This is a genomic window from Allobosea lathyri (assembly GCF_900108245.1).
GTDB lineage: Bacteria > Pseudomonadota > Alphaproteobacteria > Rhizobiales > Beijerinckiaceae > Allobosea > Allobosea lathyri.
In genome coordinates this window covers 431,288-451,306 of record NZ_FNUY01000004.1, presented here as the reverse complement: position 1 = coordinate 451,306, position 20,019 = coordinate 431,288, and the positions used below count along the sequence as shown (strand labels likewise).

Below are 20,019 nucleotides of genomic sequence, written 5' to 3'. Positions count from 1 at the left end.
ATGGCGATCACCAAATCCCGTTCGATCCCGGCCTATGCGGGCCAGGCCTATCCGATCACCGACCACACCTTCGACGTCGTCGTCGTCGGCGCCGGCGGCGCCGGCCTTCGCGCCACGGTGGGCTGCTCTCAGGCCGGCCTGCGCACCGCCTGCATTTCCAAGGTGTTCCCGACGCGCTCGCACACCGTTGCGGCGCAGGGCGGCGTTGCCGCCTCGCTCGGCAATATGGGCAAGGACACCTGGCAGTGGCATATGTACGACACCGTCAAGGGGTCGGACTGGCTGGGCGACCAGGACGCCATCGAATATCTCGTGCGCAATGCTCCCGCCGCCGTGTACGAGCTTGAGCATTGGGGCGTGCCGTTCTCGCGTACCGAGGACGGCAGGATCTATCAGCGCCCCTTCGGCGGCATGACCACCGAATTCGGTGAGGGCCCGCCGGCCCAGCGTACCTGTGCTGCGGCCGACCGCACCGGCCATGCCATGCTGCACACGCTCTATGGCCAGGCGCTGCGCTACAATACCGAGTTCTTCATCGAGTATTTCGCCATCGACCTGATCATGGACGATGACGGCGTCTGCCGTGGCGTGATCGCGCTGAAGCTCGATGACGGCACGCTGCACCGCTTCCGCTCGAAGATGGCGATCATGGCGACCGGCGGCTACGGCCGGGCTTATTTCTCCGCGACCTCCGCCCATACCTGCACCGGCGACGGTGGCGGCATGGTCCTGCGCGCCGGCCTGCCATTGCAGGACATGGAATTCGTGCAATTCCACCCGACCGGCATCTACGGCGCGGGCTGCCTGATCACCGAGGGCGCACGCGGCGAGGGCGGCTACCTCACCAATTCGGAAGGCGAGCGCTTCATGGAGCGCTATGCTCCGTCAGCCAAGGACCTCGCCTCGCGCGACGTCGTTTCACGCTCGATGACCATGGAAATCCGTGGCGGGCGCGGCGTCGGCAAGAACAAGGACCACATCTACCTGCATCTCGACCATCTCGACCCGAAGATCCTGCATGAGCGCCTGCCCGGCATTTCGGAGAGCGCAAAAATCTTCGCCGGCGTCGATGTGACCCGCGAGCCGATCCCGGTGCTGCCGACGGTGCACTACAACATGGGCGGCATCCCCACGAACTTCCACGGCGAAGTCCTGACCAAGGTCGACGGCAACCCCGACACCGTGGTTCCCGGCCTGATGGCGATCGGCGAGGCCGCTTGCGTCTCGGTCCATGGCGCCAACCGTCTCGGCTCGAATTCGCTGATCGACCTCGTGGTCTTCGGCCGTGCCGCCGGCCTGCGCTGCGCCGAGATCGTCACGCCCGGCGAAAAGCAGCCCGAATTGCCGGCGAACTCCGCCGATCTCGCCCTGACGCGGCTCGACAAGTACCGCAACGCCAAGGGCGGCACGCCGACGGCCGATCTGCGCGGACGCATGCAGAAGACCATGCAGGACAATTGCGCGGTGTACCGCACCGGCGAGACGCTCGAGGAAGGTCACAAGCAGATCCATGAGGTCTGGGCCGGCATCACCGATATCGGCACCACCGACCGTTCGCTGATCTGGAATTCGGACCTGATCGAGACGCTGGAATTCGACAACCTGATCACCCAGGCCGTCGTCACCATGGACTCCGCACTGAACCGGCCGGAAAGCCGCGGCGCCCATGCCCGCGAGGATTATCCGAACCGCGACGACAAGGACTGGATGAAGCACACCCTGTCCTGGATCGACGACGAGAAGCGCACGGTCACGCTCGATGATCGTCCGGTGCACACCTACACGCTCTCGAACGACATCGAGTACATCAAGCCCAAGGCTCGGGTGTATTGAGGACGATCTGACAGATGGCCGAATTCAATCTCCCGCAGAACTCCCGCCTCGTCGAGGGCAAGGCCTGGCCGAAGCCGGCTGGCGCCTCGAAGCTGACCGAGTTCAAGATCTATCGCTGGAACCCGGACGATACCGAAAATCCGCGCACCGACACCTATTTCGTCGACCGCGAGGATTGCGGGCCGATGGTTCTGGATGCGCTGATCTGGATCAAGTCCAAGATCGACCCGACGCTGACCTTCCGCCGCTCCTGCCGCGAGGGCATCTGCGGCTCCTGCGCCATGAATATGGACGGCAAGAACGGGCTCGCCTGCACGACCGGCATCGATGAATGCGGCGGCACGGGTAAGAATTCCGGCAGGGTCGCGATCTATCCGCTGCCGCATATGCCTGTCATCAAGGACCTCGTCCCTGACCTGACGCGCTTCTATGCCCAGCACGCCTCGATCGAGCCCTGGCTCAAGACGACATCGCCGGCGCCTGAAAAGGAATGGGCACAGGAAAAGGGCGACCGCGAGAAGCTAGATGGGCTCTATGAGTGCATTCTCTGCGCCTGCTGCTCGACCTCCTGCCCGAGCTATTGGTGGAACGGCGACCGTTATCTCGGCCCAGCCGCGCTGCTGCAGGCCTATCGCTGGCTGATCGACTCGCGCGACGAAGCGACGGGCGAGCGCCTGGACAATCTGGAAGACCCTTTCCGGCTCTATCGCTGCCACACCATCATGAACTGCGCCAATGCCTGCCCGAAGGGTCTCAACCCGGCCAAGGCGATCGCAGAGGTGAAGAAGATGATGGTGACCCGCCAGGTCTGAGGCGGCGCGATTGCTACTGGCGCGGCCGTCCGACGCGACGGTTTGCGCTTCCGGTGCTCACGGACTGATGTCCGCTCCGCTCCGGTTCTCGCCTCATCGGCATGTCGTCATTCTCGGGCGAAGCGTAGCGTAGACCCGAGAATCTCGGGACGAGACGGCGCCGGAGCCTCGTTCGGCAGGAGATGGTCGGGGCAAGCCCGACCATGACGGCTGGCGTCAGGCGATATACCGTCCCGGTGCAAACGGCTTTGGATCGGCTATCGGCGTTTCGCCGGTGATCATCGCCGCCAGGATCTCACCCGTCACGGGGCCCGTCGAAAAACCGATATGCTGGTTGCCGAAGGCGAGCCACAGGCCGGGATTGCGCGGCGCCTCGCCGATCATCGGCAGGGAATCCGGCAGAGTCGGACGCGCGCCGCGCCATGGCTGGGCCTCCACGACATCGCCGAGCGGAAAGGCCTCGCGCGCGCTGGCCGTGACCGCATCGATCTGGCGGTGGTTGTCGGGCGCGTCGCGCGCGCTGAGATCGACGCCGCTGGTGACGCGGTAGCCCTGCTCCATCGGCGCCATGAAATAGGCTGCATCGACATCATAGACCGGGCGCGACAGACTGGCGCTGCCGATCGCCCGCAGATGGCGATGATAGCCGCGTTCGACGCCAAGCTGAGGGTTGAGCCCCAGCGGACGCAGCAGGTCGCCGCTCCAGGGGCCGAGCGCGACGACGATGAGATCGGCCGCGAAGGCGCTTGAATCAGTCGTGGCGGCCCAGCCTGAACCGGCCCGCGTCAGCGAACGGATCTCGGCCTGCTCGATGCGACCGCCGCGATTCACGAACAGGTCCGCATAGGCTGATGTCACCGGGCCTGGCGCATCGACCGACGCATTGGCCGGGATCAGCAATCCCGCCGGAAAGATCGGCTTCAGGTCCCGCTCCACCGCGGAGATCGCCTGCCGGTCCAGCACCTGCGATTCGATGTGATGCTCGCGCAGAAAGTCGTGTTCGGCCTGTGCGCTGGCGAAGCCGGCCTCGGAGCGCCAGAGCTTCAGCGTGCCGGTTTCGCGCAGGCGATGCAGGATGCCGGCCTGCGTCATCAGCTCGCGATGCAGCGGCACGGTGTGCGCCATCAGCGATTCCAGCGCGGCGACGCGGGCTGCCAGCCGTGACGGCCTCGCCTCCCAGAGAAAGCGCAGCATCCAGCCGGGTTCGGCGATGAGGCGAGCGGGATCGAGATGCAGCGCCGGGCTGCGATTGCCGAGATAGCTCGGCAGCTTGCGCCAGAGCGAGGGCGCGTTCAGCGGCATGATCGAGCTGCGGGCGAGCACGCCGGCATTGCCGTAGGACGTCTCGGTTCCCGGTTCGCGGCGGTCGACAAGCGTGACGTCGAGCCCGCGCTTCTGGAGGCTGAGCGCACAGGAGACGCCGACCATGCCGGCGCCGAGGACGATGACGCTGCGGCTCACGACGTCGCGGCTTCCGCGCCCGCCGGGACTTTCAGCCAATGGTCGAGGAAGGCGTCGAGCCAGAGCCGGATCGCCGGATCATGCTGGTACCAGCCTTCGAGATGGAGATGTCGCAGCTGCGCGCCCGGCATCAGGGTGCGTTCATGGCCGCGTACGGACCAGCGGCACATCATGGCGGGCGTGACCTCGGGGTGGAACTGGATGCCATAGGCCTTGCCGCCGGCGCGGATCGCCTGCACGGGAAAATCGCCGCCAGTCGCCAGGCATTCGGCGCCTTTGGGGCAATCGAAGCCCTCGCGGTGCCACTGATAGACAGTCTTTGGCCAGGCGAAGCCGGCCTCGACGGCGTGGCTCCTGCCGGTATCTGTCGGGTCGAGACCGTAATAGCCGACCTCGGCGCGGCCTTCCGCATGCGGATAGACCGTGCCGCCGAGATGGCGGGTCAGCATCTGGGCGCCCAGGCAGATGCCCAGAAACGGGGCGTTCTCCTTGAGGCAGGTGCCGATCCAGTCGATCTCGGCCTTGACGAAGTCGTCGGGGTCATTGGCGCTCATCGGGCCGCCGAAGATCATCGCGCCGGCATGGTCGCGCATGGTCCGCGGCAGCGGGTCGCCATAGCGGGGCTTGCGAATGTCGAGCGCATGTCCGCGCGCCTGCAGCAGCCGTCCAACGCGGCCGGGCGTCGACTGCTCCTGATGCAGCACGACCAGCACCGGTTTCGGCGCCGGGCGCGGCCGGGGCGCGAGAGGCGAGCGAATGGGGCGGGCGGCGCGGAAACGAAGGGAGTGGTCGTTCATCACAAGGTTCGAGGCCGTTCGCCTGCGATCAGGGGTGGAAGGTGCGCGCGACGCCATGCCATCTCCTGAGAATGCGGTTCCAGCCGGAACGAGGCAAGCAAATTGTAAGCCAGCGGCGCATGGCGATCCGGCGGTGGGGGCATGGCGGCGCTTGCCATAGGGAAGCCGCGAAGTGGAGCGTAATGCTCGGCATGATCGATTTCTTGACTTCAGCATCGGATTCAGACATGAGAATGAACGTTCATTCTCAATCAGGATATCTGTGTGCCCCCTCATTCCCCGGCCATGCTGCAGGACGGCGCCTTGTCGGAGCGTCATACGCGTATTCTCGATGCGGCGGAACGCGTCTTCGCCCGTGCGGGCTTCCATGCCGCGACGATGAACGACGTTGCCAATGAGGCCGGCATGAGCCCGGGCAACCTCTATCGGTATTTCGCCTCGAAGGACGCGATCATCGCCGGGATGGCCGAGCGCGATCGCACGCAGATCGCCGCCGATTTTGCGGGCCTCGATCCCAGCAAGGGAAACCTGCTCGACCAGCTCGATGCGCTCGGTCGCCGGCATCTCGTCGACGAACCGCGCGAGAAGGCGATCATCGCGCTGCAGATCTGGGCCGAGGCCGCGCGCAACCCCAGCATGGCGCAGATGTGCGCGGATATCGACGGAACCGTCGTCCAGGGGCTGGCGGCGGCGATCACCGGCGCCAAGGCCGGCGGGGAACTTCCCGCAAATCTCGACGACGCACGCTACCTGCAGGCCATCTTCATGATGGCGGACGGCTTCTTCTGTCGCCGCGCAATGGATCCGAATTTCGACGCGGCGATGGGGGCGGAGACGCTCTTTGCCGCCATGCGCGGGCTGGCTCAGGTGATGCTGCTGCCGCCGCAGGACGCATTATCCGAGGACATGCCGCGATCATGACCGCCAAAGCCATTACGGCGAAGTCCGCCGCTCTTCCGAAAGTCCGCCCGATGTTCCGTCCTATCGCTGTTTCACGTCTCGTCGGCGTTTCGCTGCTGGCGCTCGCCGCCGGCGGGCTGTCGCCGCTTCAGGCCCAGACGCCAGCCGCACCGCCGGCGCAGTCCGTGACCAATACGGGCCCGTCGGTCACGGTAACCACGGCCAAGGTGACCGAAATCATCCAGAGCGTCGTCGTCTCCGGCTCGATGATCGCGCGCGATGAGGTGCAGGTCGTGCCGGAGGTCGATGGCCTCCAGATCGTCGAGATCCTGGCTGAGGAGGGGGACCGCGTCGCCACCGGACAGGTCCTGGCCCGGCTGTCGCGCACCACGCTCGAAGTCCAGAAGACCCAGAACGATGCCCAGATCGCGCGTGCCGAGGCGCTGGTTGCCCAGTCCAATGCGCAGATCGTCGAGGCCCAGGCCAATCTCGTGCAGGCCAACAACGCTTTCGATCGCACCAAGGCGCTGCGCGACACCGGCAATGCCAGCATCGAGACCTTCGACCAGCGCGATGCCGCCGCCCGTTCGGCCGCGGCGCGGCTGAATTCGTCGCGGCAGGCGCTGGCGATCGCGACGGCCGATCTCGCCTTGGCCAAGGCGCAGGGCCGCGACATCGAGGTGAAGCTGGCCCGGACCGAGATCAAGGCCCCAAAGGGCGGCATCGTCAGCCGGCGCAATGCCAAGCTCGGCGCAACCGCCGCGATGGCCAGCACAGAGCCGCTGTTCCGCATCATCGAGGACGGCGCGATCGAGCTGGAAGCTCAGGTGGCGGAAGTGGAGCTCCCCGGCCTGAAAATCGGCCAGAATGTCGCGGTGACGCCGGCCGGCAGCCCTGTGGCGCTGGCGGGCACGATCCGCCTGATCGCGCCCGAGGTCGACAAGCTCTCGCGGCTCGGCCGGGTCAGGGTCGCGCTCATCGGCAATCCGCCCGTTGCGATAGGCTCCTTCGCGCGCGGCGTTATCGAAACCGGACGCAAGACTGTCGTGACCTTGCCGCTTTCGGCGATCACCTATGCGCGCTCCGGCGCAACGGTGCAGAGCGTGACCGAGGGCAAGATCACCACGAAGAAGGTCAAGCTGGGGCTAGCCGGCGGTGGCCGCGCGGAGATCGCCTCGGGCATCACCGAGGGCGAGACGGTCGTCGCGCGCGCCGGCACCTTCGTGCGCGATGGCGATGTCATCACGCCGATCGCGACGAACTGACGGGGCTGATCGTGAATATCAATTTCTCCGCCTGGTCGATCCGAAAGCCGGTCCCCGCGATCCTGCTCTTCGTGGTTCTGTGCGTTCTCGGCCTTATGTCCTTCTCGAAGCTGCCGGTGACGCGCTTCCCGAATATCGACGTGCCGCTGGTTTCGGTCACGATTACGCAGTCCGGCGCCGCGCCGGCCGAACTGGAAAGCCAGGTCTCGAAACGCGTCGAGGATTCGGTCGCCAACATCACCGGCGTGAAGCATGTGATGTCGACGCTGACCGACGGCTCTTCGGCGACGGTGATCGAGTTCCGGCTGGAAACCAACACCGACCGTGCCGTAAACGACGTCAAGGATGCCATCGCCAAGATCAGGGCCGATCTGCCGCGCACCATCGACGAGCCGATCATCCAGCGCATCGATGTCGAGGGCCAGTCGATCCTCACCTATGGCGCGGCCTCGACCGGCATGACGCTGGAGCAGCTCTCCTGGCATGTCGACGATGTCGTCGCGCGTGAATTGCAGGGGTTGAAGGGCGTCGGCCGGGTCGAGCGCTATGGCGGCGTCGATCGCGAAATCCGGATTTCTCTCGATCCCGACCGTTTGTTGGCGCTGGGGGTCACGGCAGGCGAGGTCAACCGCCAGATCCGCGCCACCAATGTCGATCTCGCCGGCGGGCGAGGCGAAGTGGGCGGGCAGGAACAGGCGATCCGGACGCTGGCCGGTGCACGTACCGTCGCGGAGCTGGCCGAGACCAAGATCATGCTGACCGGCGGGCGCGAAGTGCGCCTGAAGGAGCTCGGCCGTGTCGAGGATTCCAATTCCGAGCCGCGCGCCTTCGGCCGCCTGAACAAGCAGCCCGTCGTCACCTTTGCGGTCTTCCGCTCGAAAGGCTCGAGCGAGCTGTCCGTGAAGGATGTCGTCGCGGCGCGGATCGAGGAGCTGAACAAGCGCTTCCCCGACATCGCATTGAAGCCGATCGACGACGCCGTCGCCTATACCTACGGCAACTACAAGGCGGCTATGGAGACGCTGCTGGAGGGCGCGGGGCTCGCCGTGCTCGTCGTCTTCCTGTTCCTGCGCAACTGGCGGGCGACGCTGATCACCGCGATTGCGCTGCCGCTATCGGCCATCCCCACCTTCTGGGCGATGGAATTGATGGGTTTTTCGCTGAACCTCGTCAGCCTGCTCGGCATCACGCTGGTGACCGGCATTTTGGTCGATGATGCGATCGTCGAGATCGAGAATATCGTCCGGCATATGAAGATGGGCAAATCGCCCTATCGCGCCGCGATGGAAGCGGCCGACGAGATCGGGCTCGCCGTCATCGCGATCACGCTGACGATTGTCGCGATCTTCGCGCCGGTGTCTTTCATGGGCGGCGTCGCCGGCCAGTATTTTCGCCAATTCGGCCTGACGGTCGCGGTCGCCGTCTTGTTCTCCCTTCTGGTCGCGCGGCTGATCACGCCGATGATGGCCGCCTATCTGATGCGGCCGGTCGACCATGCCGATCCCAAGGACGGGATCGTCATGCGCGGCTATGTCGGACTGCTCAAGGGCACGTTGGCCAAGCATCGGATTCCAGTGCTGCCGCGCTTCGACGGCACCGGACGCTGGCGCAAGCTGCCGTTCAACATGGCCTATCTGACGCTGATTATCGGCTTCGGCTTCCTGTTCGCCTCGATCCACGCGACCTCGCTCCTGCCCACCGGCTTCATCCCGGACGAGGACACCTCGCGCGTCGTGGCCTCGGTCGAGCTGCCGCCCGGCTCCACGCTTGAGGATACGCGCGTCACCACCGACCAGCTCGTGGATGCGCTGAAGACCATTCCGGAGGTCACGAACGTCTTCGTGCTCGGCGGGGCCTCTCCGACCGGACAGCGCGAGGTCCGCCGCGCCGCCGTCACCATTCTCCTTAAGCCCAAGGCTGAGCGCACTGCCCGGCAGAAGGACCTCAAGGTCGTCATCGCCGAGAAGCTCGCCAGCGTGCCCGATGTCCGGGCATGGTATGTCAACGAGCGCGGCGAACGCGAAATGGCCTTCTCGATCCTGTCCAAGGATGGCGATGCGCTCGACGAGGCGGTGTCGCGGATCGAGGCGCGGATGCGCAAGGTCGACGGCTATCTCAACGTCGCCACAGCCGGTTCACTCAGCCGTCCGGAAATGCGGGTGACCCCGAAGCTGGAGGAGGCCGCCAATCTCGGCGTCACGCCAGAAGCGATCTCCGAGGCCGTTCGGGTCGCCACCATCGGCGATGTCGGTCCCAATCTCGCCAAGTTCAATGCCGGTGACCGCCTCGTGCCGATCCGGGTGCAACTCGACGAAATCGCCCGCACCGACATCCGCAATATCGCGGCCTTGCGCGTCACCAATGCCAGCGGCGTGTCGATCCCCCTTACCGCCGTCGCCACGATCGGCTTCGGCGAGGGGCCTAGCTCGATCGACCGCTATGACCGCGTGCGGCGCGCGCAGATCGGCGCAGACCTGAAGCGCGGCTTCGAGCTGGGAACCGCGCAGGGCAAGTTCGAGTCGATCGTCGAGGAGGTCGGCCTGCCCAATGGCGTCCGCATCGCCGCGACCGGCGACGCCGAGATCCAGGGCGAGGTGGTGCAGGGCTTCATCACGGCAATGGCAACCGGCCTGATGCTCGTGCTGGCCGTGCTGATCCTGCTGTTCGGCTCGGTCTTCCAGCCGATCACGATCCTGCTCTCGTTGCCGCTCTCCTTCGGCGGCGTGGTGATCGCGCTGCTGGCGACGGGCAATGCCGTTTCGATGCCGGTCTATATCGGCCTGCTCATGCTGATGGGCATCGTCACCAAGAACGCGATCATGCTGGTCGATTTCGCGGTCGAGGAGGTCGCGCGGGGCAAAGACCGCTACACCGCGTTGCTCGAGGCCGGCCGCAAGCGCGCCCGGCCGATCGTGATGACCACGATCGCGATGGCGGCGGGCATGCTGCCCTCGGCCTATGGCGTCGGCGATGGCGGCGAGTTCCGCGCGCCGATGGCGATCGCGGTGATCGGCGGCCTGATCGTCTCGACCGTGTTGTCGCTGGTCTTCGTGCCGTCCTTCTACGCCGTGATGGACGATCTCTCGCGCGGCACCGCCTGGCTCTTCGGCCGCTTCTTCAGCAAGGCCGAAGACGAAAGCGAATGGGAGCCGATTCACGAGCACGCAACGCCGGGAGAGGCCAGCGCGAAGGCGCTGGCACGGCCGCTGCCGCCAAGGCTTGCGGCGGAGTGAGGCTCAGGCGGGGGGCTGGAGTTCGATGGGGAAGGGCGTCGATTCGTAAATTGCTTCGAGACCACCCCACTCAACGAAATCACGTTCCCATCGATGCAACAGAGCCGCGATACCGTCGCGGTCTTCCGCGAGGAGGAGCGGTCCTAGCCGGTCGGTGGCATACTCAAAATCGCGACGTCGCCCTGTCGTCCTGCTCCAGTGACCGCTCTTTATCGCATTCAGCACTGCAACGGCTTCGCCCAGTTGGCCATTGGCGGCATGAAAGTGCATCTGGTATGGCGCGTACTGGAGGGTGGAATTGAATTCATGAGAGCGTTCGCCTTCGACGCGAAGTATGTCGGCGATGTTCACGACCTTGCGGAGCATTGGCAAGATTCGCTGTTCGGCCGCCTCGATGAAGGCGTCGGCCATGCCGGGTTGCGACCACTGACTGGGCGCGCCCCGTTCCAGATAAAACTGCTCGAGACAAATGCCTTGCAGAGATGTGAACGGATTGAAGCTATGCCCGATCGACCAGAAAAATTGCGGGTAATCGGCGCTGCTTGTTCTGTCGACTGAAATGGTTCGTATGACATGACGGAGCGGCTTTACCACGACGAACGGGCCGACAACGGATAGATCGCCGTTCCGGTCCGCGAGTTGTTGCAACAGCCATTTGATCTGCTTCTTGGTCGTCATTGCCTGGGCCGAACCTCCATGACGATGATGCGCCGGATATTACGGAAGCCATACGACAAAGCTGTGGCAAGTATCTCCGCACGGTGGTCAATCTGGCCGTTCATTGGATCGCGCGGCCTTCAAGTCGGTAAGGCTCATGGCGATGAATCCTGGAACGTGAATCCACTGTTGGTCTGCGCGAAGCGACGCGGCGATCTGCGGATCGATCGGCGGGATAGCCCTGTTGCGGGTATGCCCGCCGCCATCGACGTTTCGGCGGTAGCGGATGGCATCCAAGCTAGACTAGGCTGGGAGTTGACGTTCCAAAGGGAATGGCGTCGGGCGCCAATGGTCTGCAAGGGCCCAACGGCTCATTGCGGCTGCCTCCCATTTGTGGAGCAAGTCTGCAACCCCCGGCCGGTCGTTTGCGCGGATCAAAGGCCGAAGGTCGTCCAGAAGTGCCGCCAGCACTGGCTCCATGATTCGGTGGCCACGAGGGATAAGTGTGAGCACATCGAGTTGCTTGTCCGCGGAGACGAAGTCGCCGAGCGCCGCGTAGACGGGCGCACTCATGTGCGGCATGCGGAAGCTGCCGGCGAATGGAACCTCTGGACCCTGCCATCGCGCATCAGATTTGGGCAACAGAGTCTTGAGATCGAGGCACGTCAGCGTGGGCACGATGTACTGTTGGATAAGGCGGTCGAAATCGTGCTGAAGGTCCGGATGCGTCCATCGAGGAAGCCAGTTCTCGTAGCGGTCGATACTCGAGATTCCGCGAGGTGATTCCAGGGTCGAATCGAAGCTGCTGCCGCAAAAGGTGGCGATGTCGAAGCGATCTTTCTCGCCGGTTCTGTAAATGCTGAAGCCTCGCACCACATGACCGATCGGCACGAGATAGACATCGTGTCCTCGGATCAGCAGATCGTCGCGGCCGCAATATTGCTCCAGGAGTCTGACTATCTGCCTTTGCGTCGTCATGAGCGTGGCCGAAGTTCGATGACAAGCAGCCGGCTCACGTCTCCTTCGATCCGCATAGCAGCATCGGCGAGAGTATCCGATTGCGAGCGCGAGAGTGCCCGCCCTGTCTTGATGTCATAGAGGCAGCGGGTACCGTCGGATACCCTCTCATGGATATCGAACCTCTTCGTTCCGGCAGTTCCATAAGCCTGCTCGCCTGTTTCGCGCCGTTCTTTGAAATAAGATCGTTCGGCTACGACGTTGGGATTGCCCCAAGCATCGATGCTGCGCTTCATTCGCAAATGAACGTCCGTGCCGTACTTTTGCATCGACTGGAAAGTGCTGCTTGGCCCCGCATCACGGGCTGCTTGGTCAAGCATATCTTGGATTTTTGGCATGGAAGGACACGCTCGTTCAACATCGATTCGCGCGACCTGCGCAACGAAGGAAACGTCAAAGGAGCCCACTGCTCCCGGCTGGTAGTCATTGGCCCTAAAGCCGAGGACTGTCTGAAGTCCGGAGGCGTTGCCAAATGTGTTGAGCCAGTTGAACAGCTTATCGCCAGCTGCTGACCAAGTGGAGCCGCCTGACCGACTTCCGCGTCTCCACCTTGCTTCCACAATATCTGCGATCGGCTCCGGACCATCCGGCGTCCACACCGCTCGACTGATCACCTCGCCGTCGCGGATCGTCTGGACGCTACCGCTCGTCTCGAAAACGGTCTTGCTGCCGTCACTCAGCGTGACCGTGTGACGCTCGTCCCAACCTGCTTCGCGGGACGCGGCGTATTCCGACTGGATCGTGCTGCCGTCGCGGTTGACGATGTCGCGCTCGAAGATCGAGCCGTCGTCGCTCCAGCCTTCATCATAGGAGGCCCATGCTTCCTGGCCGGTGTCGTCGACGGCAAATCCGTCGCCGGAGCCGAATTCGGCGAGGCCATCGCCGCCTCCACCAAGGCTATCTCCGCCGCCGCCTGCGGCGGGGTTTCGAACAGAGCCGCCGTCACCACCGCTGGTCCATCGCCCGCCGCCGGTATTGCCGGCAGGTACGCGTGCTTGGGCAGGGTTGTACTTGCGCAGCAGGAGATCGCGGCGCAGCAGGCGGGTTTCGTCCTGGAGACGGATCAGGCTGCGGCGCAAGCGGATGAGTTCGCCGCTTCGGCCGAGGCCGGATGGCGGCGTGTCGTTGCTGGTGGGCATGGGGCGCTCCGTGGCTTGGAGCGCGCTATTCTCAGGTCATTTTCGGGAGGGGGGATAAGTCCGGTGCGGAATGCCCGTTAGCCCTTCCGCACCAGCAGCACTGCCGCCAAAATCGCCACGCCGCCGAAGGCCTGCGCGGGCGAGGGCTGTTCGGCGAAGAGCGCCCAGGCGGCGAGCACGCTGACCAGCGCCGGCCAGACCATTACCAGCGAGGCGGCGCTGGCGCCGTAGCTGCCCAGCGAGAGCGTGATCAGGCCCTGGCCGAGGGCATGCGAGACGAGGCCGAGCGCGATCACGGCGAGCCAGCCCTGCAGGCTCTGCGGCAGGATCGTCTCGCCCAGCGCCAGCGCGGCGCCAAGGCAGAACACGGCGCAGACCGCGCTGGAGATCAGGCTGATGCGTCCGGCATCGGCATGGTCGCGGGCGCGCCGGATGGCGAGGATGTAGCCGGCATAGGCAAAGGCGGCGCCCACGGCCAACGCATCGCCGAACGGGCCGTTCGGCGCCACGGCGATGGCATTGGCGCTGGCGAATTTCGGCAGGACCAGCATCAGCGCGCCGCTCAGCGCCAGCATCAATGCGCCGAGGATGCGTCGCGTCGGGCGCTCGCCCAATAGCAGCCAGCCGCCGAGGACGACGCCGACCGGCGCGAGATTGCCGAGTAGCGAGGCGTTGGCGATGGTCGTGAACTGGAGGGAGGCGTTGTAGAGCACGACGTCGAAACCGAAGGCGACACCTGCGAGCAGGATCGGGCCCAGCGCGCTGGGCCGCACGCCGCCTGTTACGGGCCTGCGCTGTTCCAGCGCCATCCAGGCTGCAAGCGCCGGCAGCGCGAAGATCATCCGCCAGAAACCGGCTGCGGCCGGGCCGACATCGGCAAGCCGCACGAAGACGCCGGAAAAGCCGATGCAGGTCGCGCCGGTCAGCAGGGCGACGAACATGGCGAGCGCCGGCGCGGTGGGGCGCGGCATGGTGGCGACTGCGGGGGCGGACAAGCTGGGGGCAGACATGACGTGGTCCTGGCTATCGAACTCTACAGCCCTCACCCCGAGCTGCGGTCTCGCGCTGGCGGATCAGTGATGAGGCTGAGGGTGCAGGCAAAATACCGCCCTTCCATCAATCGGAAAAACGGATTATTCTGATTTAACCATTCTTAAATCCGATCGATGCGAGGAGAGGCAATGACGACCCATTTCGATCTCGCCGCGCTCGGCATGCTCGTAGCGGTGGCGGAGACCGGTGGTTTCACTGCCGCGAGTGCGCGGCTCGGCCGGACGCAATCGGCCATTTCGGTTCGGATCCAGGATCTCGAGACGCAGCTTGGCCACAAGCTTCTGGTGCGGTCGCGGCGCGGCGTCACGCCGACCGATGCCGGCGAGCGGTTGATCGGCCATGCGCGCAGGCTGCTCGCGGTCGAGCGCGAGGCGCTGACCGATCTCGGTGGCGATACGGCATCGGGACGGCTGCGCGTCGGCATTCCCGACGATTATGTCGATGCCTATCTGCGCCCGCTGATCGCGCGCTTTGCAGCCGAGCATCCCCGTGTTGAGCTCGAATTGCGCTGCGATCTCTCCAAGCGCATCGAGCCGGCGCTCGCGGCGGGCGAATTCGACCTTGCCGTGGTGACGCAGGACCCCAACCGTCCGATGGGCGAGGTTTTGCGGCGCGAGCCGCTGGTCTGGGTCGCGGCGCGCGGCCACCGGCCGGAATTGCAGGAGACGCTGCCGCTGGCCCTGTTCTCCGAGGGCTGTCGCGCGCGGCCGCGCATTCTCTCGGCGTTGGCCATGGCGCAGAAGGCGCATCGCCTCGTCTTTTCCTGTTCGCACACTTCGGGCATGCTCTCGGCGGTCGAGGCGGGTTTCTGCGTCACGGCGATCACGGAAAGCGCGGTGCCGGCCTCCTTGCGTCGACTCGGCCCGGCGGAAGACCTGCCGGCACTGTTCGAGCTCTCGGTCGGGCTCATCATCGCGCCACAGCCCAGCCTCGCCGCGCGCCGGTTTGCCGAAGCCCTGCGCGAAGAGATGATGACGACACAGCTCGCGGCATGAGACGCCGCATTGCCCTTGCGGGCGCGGACCACTACTGAGACAGCATGAAATTCCTTGATCAAGCTAAAATCTATGTGAAGGCGGGCGATGGCGGCGCAGGCTGCGTCTCCTTCCGCCGTGAAAAGTTCATCGAGTTCGGCGGGCCCAATGGCGGCGATGGCGGACGCGGCGGCGATGTCGTGATCGAATGCGTGCAGGGTCTGAACACGCTGATCGACTTCCGCTTCCAGCAGCACTTCAAGGCCAAGATCGGCGGGCACGGCATGGGCGCCGACCGGCACGGCGCCAATGGCGAAGTGAAGGTGCTCCGTGTGCCGCCGGGCACGCAGATATTCGACGAAGACGGCGAGACGCTGATCGCCGACCTGACGCAGGCCGGGCAACGCTTCGTCTTGTGCAAGGGCGGCAATGGCGGCTTCGGCAACGCCTATTTCAAGACCGCGACGAACCAGGCGCCCCGCCATGCCAATCCCGGCCTGGTCGGCGAGGAGCGCTGGGTCTGGCTGCGGCTGAAGCTGATCGCCGATGCCGGGCTCGTGGGCCTGCCCAATGCCGGCAAGTCGACATTCCTCGCCACCGTCACGGCCGCCAAGCCGAAGATCGCGGACTATCCCTTCACGACGCTCCATCCCGGGCTTGGCGTGGTCAGGGTCGATGCGCGCGAAATGGTGCTGGCCGATATTCCCGGCCTGATCGAAGGCGCCCATGAGGGCCATGGTCTCGGCGACCGGTTCCTCGGCCATGTCGAGCGCTGCCGTGTGCTGCTGCATCTGGTCGAAGGCACCAGCGAGCATGCCGGCAAGGCCTACAAGACGGTGCGCAAGGAGCTTGCCGCCTATGGCGAGGGCCTCGACGAGAAGCCCGAGATCGTGGCGCTGTCCAAGGTCGATGCGCTCAGCCCCGAACTGCTCAAGGAGCAGGTGGCGCGGCTGAAGCGGGCAGCCAAGCGCATGCCGATCATCCTGTCCTCGGCATCGGGCGAGGGCGTCGAGGCGGCATTGCGGGCGCTGTTTTCCTATGTCGAGGATGCGCGCAAGGAAGAGCAGCGCGAGAATGCGCCGGCCGAGGAAACCGGCTGGCGGCCGTGACCAGACGTAAACCTCGCGCTTGCGCGGCGTTGCTTCGTCGCGTCAATTGCGTGTCCCTGACGTTCGAGAGGGAATGCAACGCGCGATGATGAAACTGACGTCTCCGATCCTCTTGCTGGCGCTGTTCTGCGCCGGTTCGGCCTTCGCACAGGCGCAGCGGCCGCCGGCTCCGGCGCAGCGCCCGGCGCCAGCGGCACCGGCGCCTGGGAGCGTCTCGCAGCCCGACAATACGACCGCGAGTTACGGCGACTGGATTCATCGCTGCCAGCAGGGCGTCGGCACGCGCATCTGTGAGATCGTGCAGACGCTCGAGATTCAGGGACAGCGCGGGCCTGTCGCCCTGATCGCGCTGGGCCGGCCGGTCAGGACCGAGCCCTACAAGCTCGTCGTGCAGGTCGCGCCGAATGTCACCCTCGGCCCCAATGCAGGCGTGCGCCTGGCGCTGGGCGAGAAGGAGGAGGGCACGCTCGCGGCCTATTCGCGCTGCATTCCCGGCGGCTGCTTTGCCGAGGTTACGCTAAGCGACGAGATGCTGAAGCGCTGGCGCGACTATTCGGAAAGCGGACAGCTGCGCTTCCCGGATGCGGCGAACCGGCCGGTGGTGCTGCCTTTTTCGTTCCGTGGCTTCCAGGCGGCGATGGACGCGCTCGCCCGCGAGCCGTGAGAAAAGCGGCTCAGCTCTCGGCGAATTGCAGCCGGTGCAGCCGGGCATAGGTGCCGCCGCGCGCCAGCAAAGCGTCGTGGCTGCCGGTCTCGACGATCTTGCCTTCATCCAGCACGACGATCAGGTCCGCGTCGCGGACCGTCGAAAGCCTGTGCGCGATGACCAGCGTGGTGCGGTTCTCCATCAGCCGCGCCAGCGCCTGCTGGACGAGGCGCTCGGACTCGGTGTCGAGCGCGCTCGTCGCTTCGTCGAGCAGCAGGATCGGCGCATCCTTGAGGATGGCGCGCGCGATGGCGATGCGCTGGCGCTCGCCGCCCGACAGCTTTTGGCCGCGCTCGCCGACGGATGAGGCATAGCCTTCCGGCATGGCCATGATGAAATCATGTGCCGCGGCGGCCTTGGCGGCTGCGACGATCTCGTCCTCGCTCGCGCCGGGGCGCCCGAAGGCAATGTTGGCGCGCACGGTGTCGTCGAACAGCACGACATCCTGGCTGACGACGCCGATCCGGCTGCGCAGACTCGTCAGCGAGAGATCGCGCAGATCCTGCCCGTCGATCTCGATGCGGCCGTCGCTGGGGTCGTAGAGGCGGGGAACCAGCGCAAGCAGCGTCGACTTGCCCGAGCCGGAACGGCCGACGAGCGCAGTGGTCTTGCCGCCTTGCGCGACGAGGTCGATGCCCTCCAGCGCGCGGGCGTCGTCGCGATAGCGGAAGCGCAGATGGCGGAAGGCCACTTCGCCGACCCCGACCTGCAAGGGCTTCGCATCGGGGCGCTCGGTGATCGCCGGCTTCTCATCGAGCAGGGCGTAGTAGCGTTTCAGGGAGGCGCCGGCCTCCTGGACGATGGCGTTGAGGTTGCCGAGCGAGCGCATCGGCTGGGCTGCAAGCAGCAGGGCCGAGACATAGCCGGTGAAATCGCCGACCGTCGAGCTGCCCGAGGTGATGCGCACGCCGATCGCGGCCAGCACGCCCGCGACTGCCATGCCACCACCGACTTCGAGCAGGGGGTCGAGGCGGCCGCGCGCATTGGCGGCCTTCATCTTGAGCGCGCGGATGGTTTCGAAAGCGCCGGCGGCACGCGCCTTGAGATAGGGCTCCAGCGAATCCGTCTTGGCGGCACGCGCGCCCTGCAGACTCTCGGTGACCAGGCTTGCCATGATGCCGGTCTGCTCCTGCTGCGACATCGCCATGCGGCGCAGCTTCTTGCCGATCTTGCCGATGGGGCGGGCGAGAATGGGGGCGATCAGCAATACGACCAGCGTCATCTGCCAGTCGATCCACATCATCGCGCCGACGAGGGCGATCGCGGTGAGCACATCGCGGACGGCGATGTTGATCAACCGGGTCAGGGCTTCCTTGACGAAGGTGAAGTCGGTGGTGAAGCGCTGCGTCAGCGAGGCCGGGTTCTCGCGCTGGAGCTGGGCGAGGTCGGCGTCGATCAGATGCGCATAGAGCGCGGTCTGCATGTCGGCCTCGATCCGGCTGACGACGCTGTTGGTCATCACCGTCTGGGTCAGCAGCGAGAAGCCCTTGATCGCGGTCACGATGACGACGACGACGGCGACGGCGTTGACGACGCCGATCTCGATGCCGATCGATTTCGAGACAAGGCGCTCCATGCGGCGCACGAAGCCGGTGGCCTCGGCCCCCAGGGGGTCGGCGAAAGCGTCGAAGGCCGCCTTGATCAGCAGCGGATAGAAGCTTGTCGTCGCCGCGATCACGACCACGAGGCCCATGATCATCGCCATCTGCGGCAGGTAGGTTCTGACCTGCTCGCGCCAGACACGGAGGAAAAGCGCGAGGGTATCGTCGGTGACGCGGCCTATCTTCATGGCGCGGGGCCTACCATGGCATTTGCGCAAGCGCCACTGGCGCATGACGCCACGGGGTCCATGGGTCTTGCTCCGGACACGAAGCTGTCGTCCGATAGACATAACTGATTCAGGAGAATGCGACCGCCCATGCCCTTGCATCCGCCGGCCCAAGCCGGGCAGAGCTTCAACGAGATCGACACGCCGGCGCTGGTGCTCGATCTCGACGCCTTCGAGCGCAACCTCGTCACCATGGCGGCCTATACGCAGGGGCATGGCGTGCGCCTGCGCCCTCATGCCAAGACCCATAAGAGCCCCGAGATCGCCTTGCGCCAGATCGCCCACGGCGCGGTTGGCCAGTGCTGCCAGAAGGTCTCCGAAGCGGAAATCCTCGTCGCAGGCGGTGTCACCGACGTGCTGGTCTCGAACGAGATTGCCGGTGCCGCCAAGCTCGACAGGCTGGCACAGCTGGCCCGACAGGCAAGGATCAGCCTCTGCGTCGACCATCTCGAAGGTGTGCGCGAGGCTTCGGAAGCAGCCGCACGCAACGATGTCGTGCTCGATATCCTCGTCGAGATCGATGTCGGCGGGCGTCGCTGCGGCGTGGCCCCCGGCGAGGCGGCGGTGCGGATCGCGGAAGCCGTGGCGCGCAGCAACACTTTGCGGTTCGGCGGCTTGCAGGCCTATCACGGCACGGCCCAGCATATGCGCTCGATCGACGAGCGGCGCGAGGCGATCGAGCGCGCGGGGCTTGCCGCGCGCAATACGGTCGATCGTCTGGCCCAGGCGGGCCTGACCTGCGGGGTCGTCAGCGGGGCCGGCACAGGCACGTTCGAAATCGAGAGCCAGTCGGGTATCTGGAACGAGATCCAGGCCGGCTCCTACATCTTCATGGACGCAGACTACGCCCGTAACCGGCAGGCCGACGGCACGCCGTTCCGCACCTTCGAGCACTCGCTCTTCATCCTGACGGGTGTGATGAGCAAGCCGGTGCCCGATCGCGCCATCGTCGATGCCGGTCACAAGGCGGCGGCGGTCGATTCGGGCATGCCGATGCCGTTCCGCCGCGAGGGCGTGATCTATACGAAGCCTTCCGACGAACATGGCGTGCTGACGGGCGACCCGATCGCGCTGCCGCATCGTGGCGACCGGCTGCTGCTGGTGCCCGGCCATTGCGACCCGACCGTCAACCTGCACGATTTCTATGTCTGCGTGCGCGGGCTGCATGGGCCCGACGCCCATGTCGAGGCACTCTGGCCGGTGGCCGGACGTGGCGCCTTGACCTGACGCCGGCA

Annotated in this window: 16 protein-coding genes; 9 read left to right on the top strand and 7 right to left on the bottom strand. The window is 65.5% G+C overall.

The window, feature by feature from the left end; genetic code table 11:
* Both sdhA and C4S73_RS12555 read left to right on the top strand, forming a co-directional pair.
* Complete coding sequence (gene sdhA, locus C4S73_RS12560) at positions 1 to 1,833, top strand: succinate dehydrogenase flavoprotein subunit (RefSeq protein WP_103872824.1); 1,833 nt, start codon at positions 1 to 3, stop codon at positions 1,831 to 1,833.
* A gap of 14 nt (positions 1,834 to 1,847) precedes the next feature.
* Positions 1,848 to 2,645: a succinate dehydrogenase iron-sulfur subunit gene (locus C4S73_RS12555; protein WP_103872823.1), complete on the top strand. Its 798-nt coding sequence runs from the start codon at positions 1,848 to 1,850 to the stop codon at positions 2,643 to 2,645.
* 216 nt (positions 2,646 to 2,861) lie between these two features.
* On the opposite strand, the gene C4S73_RS12550 is transcribed toward C4S73_RS12555, so the two are convergent.
* Entirely contained in the window at positions 2,862 to 4,106 is a 1,245-nt protein-coding gene (locus C4S73_RS12550; protein ID WP_103872923.1) for an NAD(P)/FAD-dependent oxidoreductase, read from the bottom strand.
* Complete coding sequence (locus C4S73_RS12545) at positions 4,103 to 4,903, bottom strand: glutamine amidotransferase (RefSeq protein WP_103872822.1); 801 nt, start codon at positions 4,901 to 4,903, stop codon at positions 4,103 to 4,105. Before C4S73_RS12545 ends, C4S73_RS12550 begins: the two co-directional genes overlap by 4 nt.
* Positions 4,904 to 5,167: 264 nt before the next feature.
* Here C4S73_RS12545 and C4S73_RS12540 point away from each other — a divergent pair, with 264 nt between their 5' ends.
* The 3 genes from C4S73_RS12540 to C4S73_RS12530 are packed head-to-tail and all read left to right on the top strand — an operon-like array spanning position 5,168 to position 10,301.
* A complete protein-coding gene (locus C4S73_RS12540; RefSeq protein ID WP_146071341.1) occupies positions 5,168 to 5,824 on the top strand; it encodes a TetR/AcrR family transcriptional regulator in 657 nt (218 codons plus the stop codon).
* On the top strand, positions 5,821 to 7,068 hold the full coding sequence (locus tag C4S73_RS12535) for an efflux RND transporter periplasmic adaptor subunit (RefSeq protein ID WP_103872820.1): 1,248 nt from the start codon (positions 5,821 to 5,823) through the stop codon (positions 7,066 to 7,068). Before C4S73_RS12540 ends, C4S73_RS12535 begins: the two co-directional genes overlap by 4 nt.
* A gap of 11 nt (positions 7,069 to 7,079) precedes the next feature.
* Positions 7,080 to 10,301, top strand: coding sequence for an efflux RND transporter permease subunit (locus tag C4S73_RS12530; protein WP_103872819.1), 3,222 nt, complete (start codon positions 7,080 to 7,082; stop codon positions 10,299 to 10,301).
* A 3-nt stretch (positions 10,302 to 10,304) separates the two neighbouring features.
* Here C4S73_RS12530 and C4S73_RS12525 read toward each other — a convergent pair whose 3' ends face one another.
* The 4 genes from C4S73_RS12525 to C4S73_RS12510 form a co-directional block, all read right to left on the bottom strand.
* Positions 10,305 to 10,979: a hypothetical protein gene (locus tag C4S73_RS12525; protein WP_103872818.1), complete on the bottom strand. Its 675-nt coding sequence runs from the start codon at positions 10,977 to 10,979 to the stop codon at positions 10,305 to 10,307.
* 282 nt (positions 10,980 to 11,261) lie between these two features.
* Complete coding sequence (locus tag C4S73_RS12520) at positions 11,262 to 11,936, bottom strand: hypothetical protein (protein WP_103872817.1); 675 nt, start codon at positions 11,934 to 11,936, stop codon at positions 11,262 to 11,264.
* Positions 11,933 to 13,114, bottom strand: coding sequence for a hypothetical protein (locus tag C4S73_RS12515; protein ID WP_103872816.1), 1,182 nt, complete (start codon positions 13,112 to 13,114; stop codon positions 11,933 to 11,935). Before C4S73_RS12515 ends, C4S73_RS12520 begins: the two co-directional genes overlap by 4 nt.
* A 77-nt stretch (positions 13,115 to 13,191) precedes the next feature.
* A complete protein-coding gene (locus C4S73_RS12510; protein ID WP_103872815.1) occupies positions 13,192 to 14,124 on the bottom strand; it encodes a DMT family transporter in 933 nt (310 codons plus the stop codon).
* A 171-nt stretch (positions 14,125 to 14,295) separates the two neighbouring features.
* Between C4S73_RS12510 and C4S73_RS12505 the strand changes: the two genes are divergently transcribed.
* From C4S73_RS12505 to C4S73_RS12495, 3 genes are all read left to right on the top strand, one after another.
* Complete coding sequence (locus tag C4S73_RS12505; protein ID WP_103872814.1) at positions 14,296 to 15,162, top strand: LysR family transcriptional regulator; 867 nt, start codon at positions 14,296 to 14,298, stop codon at positions 15,160 to 15,162.
* 44 nt (positions 15,163 to 15,206) lie between these two features.
* A complete protein-coding gene (gene obgE, locus C4S73_RS12500) occupies positions 15,207 to 16,250 on the top strand; it encodes a GTPase ObgE (RefSeq protein ID WP_103872813.1) in 1,044 nt (347 codons plus the stop codon).
* A gap of 85 nt (positions 16,251 to 16,335) precedes the next feature.
* Positions 16,336 to 16,914 (top strand): invasion associated locus B family protein, encoded by a 579-nt coding sequence (locus C4S73_RS12495; RefSeq protein ID WP_160115753.1) that lies wholly within the window; start codon positions 16,336 to 16,338, stop codon positions 16,912 to 16,914.
* A gap of 10 nt (positions 16,915 to 16,924) precedes the next feature.
* On the opposite strand, the gene C4S73_RS12490 is transcribed toward C4S73_RS12495, so the two are convergent.
* The gene (locus tag C4S73_RS12490; protein WP_103872811.1) at positions 16,925 to 18,745 is read right to left on the bottom strand and encodes an ABC transporter ATP-binding protein; all 1,821 of its coding nucleotides are present in this window, start codon (positions 18,743 to 18,745) and stop codon (positions 16,925 to 16,927) included.
* A 129-nt stretch (positions 18,746 to 18,874) separates the two neighbouring features.
* Between C4S73_RS12490 and C4S73_RS12485 the strand changes: the two genes are divergently transcribed.
* Positions 18,875 to 20,011, top strand: coding sequence for a DSD1 family PLP-dependent enzyme (locus C4S73_RS12485; protein WP_103872810.1), 1,137 nt, complete (start codon positions 18,875 to 18,877; stop codon positions 20,009 to 20,011).
* The last annotated feature ends 8 nt before the right edge of the window (positions 20,012 to 20,019 follow it).

What these genes read in the sequence shown, in the direction of transcription:
- sdhA (WP_103872824.1), top strand. Translation starts at nt 1, where the DNA reads ATGGCGATCACCAAATCCCGTTCGATCCCGGCCTATGCGGGCCAGGCC.
- C4S73_RS12555 (WP_103872823.1), top strand. Translation starts at nt 1,848, where the DNA reads ATGGCCGAATTCAATCTCCCGCAGAACTCCCGCCTCGTCGAGGGCAAG.
- C4S73_RS12545 (WP_103872822.1), bottom strand. Translation starts at nt 4,903, where the DNA reads ATGAACGACCACTCCCTTCGTTTCCGCGCCGCCCGCCCCATTCGCTCG.
- C4S73_RS12535 (WP_103872820.1), top strand. Translation starts at nt 5,821, where the DNA reads ATGACCGCCAAAGCCATTACGGCGAAGTCCGCCGCTCTTCCGAAAGTC.
- C4S73_RS12525 (WP_103872818.1), bottom strand. Translation starts at nt 10,979, where the DNA reads ATGACGACCAAGAAGCAGATCAAATGGCTGTTGCAACAACTCGCGGAC.
- C4S73_RS12520 (WP_103872817.1), bottom strand. Translation starts at nt 11,936, where the DNA reads ATGACGACGCAAAGGCAGATAGTCAGACTCCTGGAGCAATATTGCGGC.
- C4S73_RS12515 (WP_103872816.1), bottom strand. Translation starts at nt 13,114, where the DNA reads ATGCCCACCAGCAACGACACGCCGCCATCCGGCCTCGGCCGAAGCGGC.
- C4S73_RS12510 (WP_103872815.1), bottom strand. Translation starts at nt 14,124, where the DNA reads ATGTCTGCCCCCAGCTTGTCCGCCCCCGCAGTCGCCACCATGCCGCGC.
- C4S73_RS12505 (WP_103872814.1), top strand. Translation starts at nt 14,296, where the DNA reads ATGACGACCCATTTCGATCTCGCCGCGCTCGGCATGCTCGTAGCGGTG.
- obgE (WP_103872813.1), top strand. Translation starts at nt 15,207, where the DNA reads ATGAAATTCCTTGATCAAGCTAAAATCTATGTGAAGGCGGGCGATGGC.
- C4S73_RS12495 (WP_160115753.1), top strand. Translation starts at nt 16,336, where the DNA reads ATGATGAAACTGACGTCTCCGATCCTCTTGCTGGCGCTGTTCTGCGCC.
- C4S73_RS12490 (WP_103872811.1), bottom strand. Translation starts at nt 18,745, where the DNA reads ATGAAGATAGGCCGCGTCACCGACGATACCCTCGCGCTTTTCCTCCGT.
- C4S73_RS12485 (WP_103872810.1), top strand. Translation starts at nt 18,875, where the DNA reads ATGCCCTTGCATCCGCCGGCCCAAGCCGGGCAGAGCTTCAACGAGATC.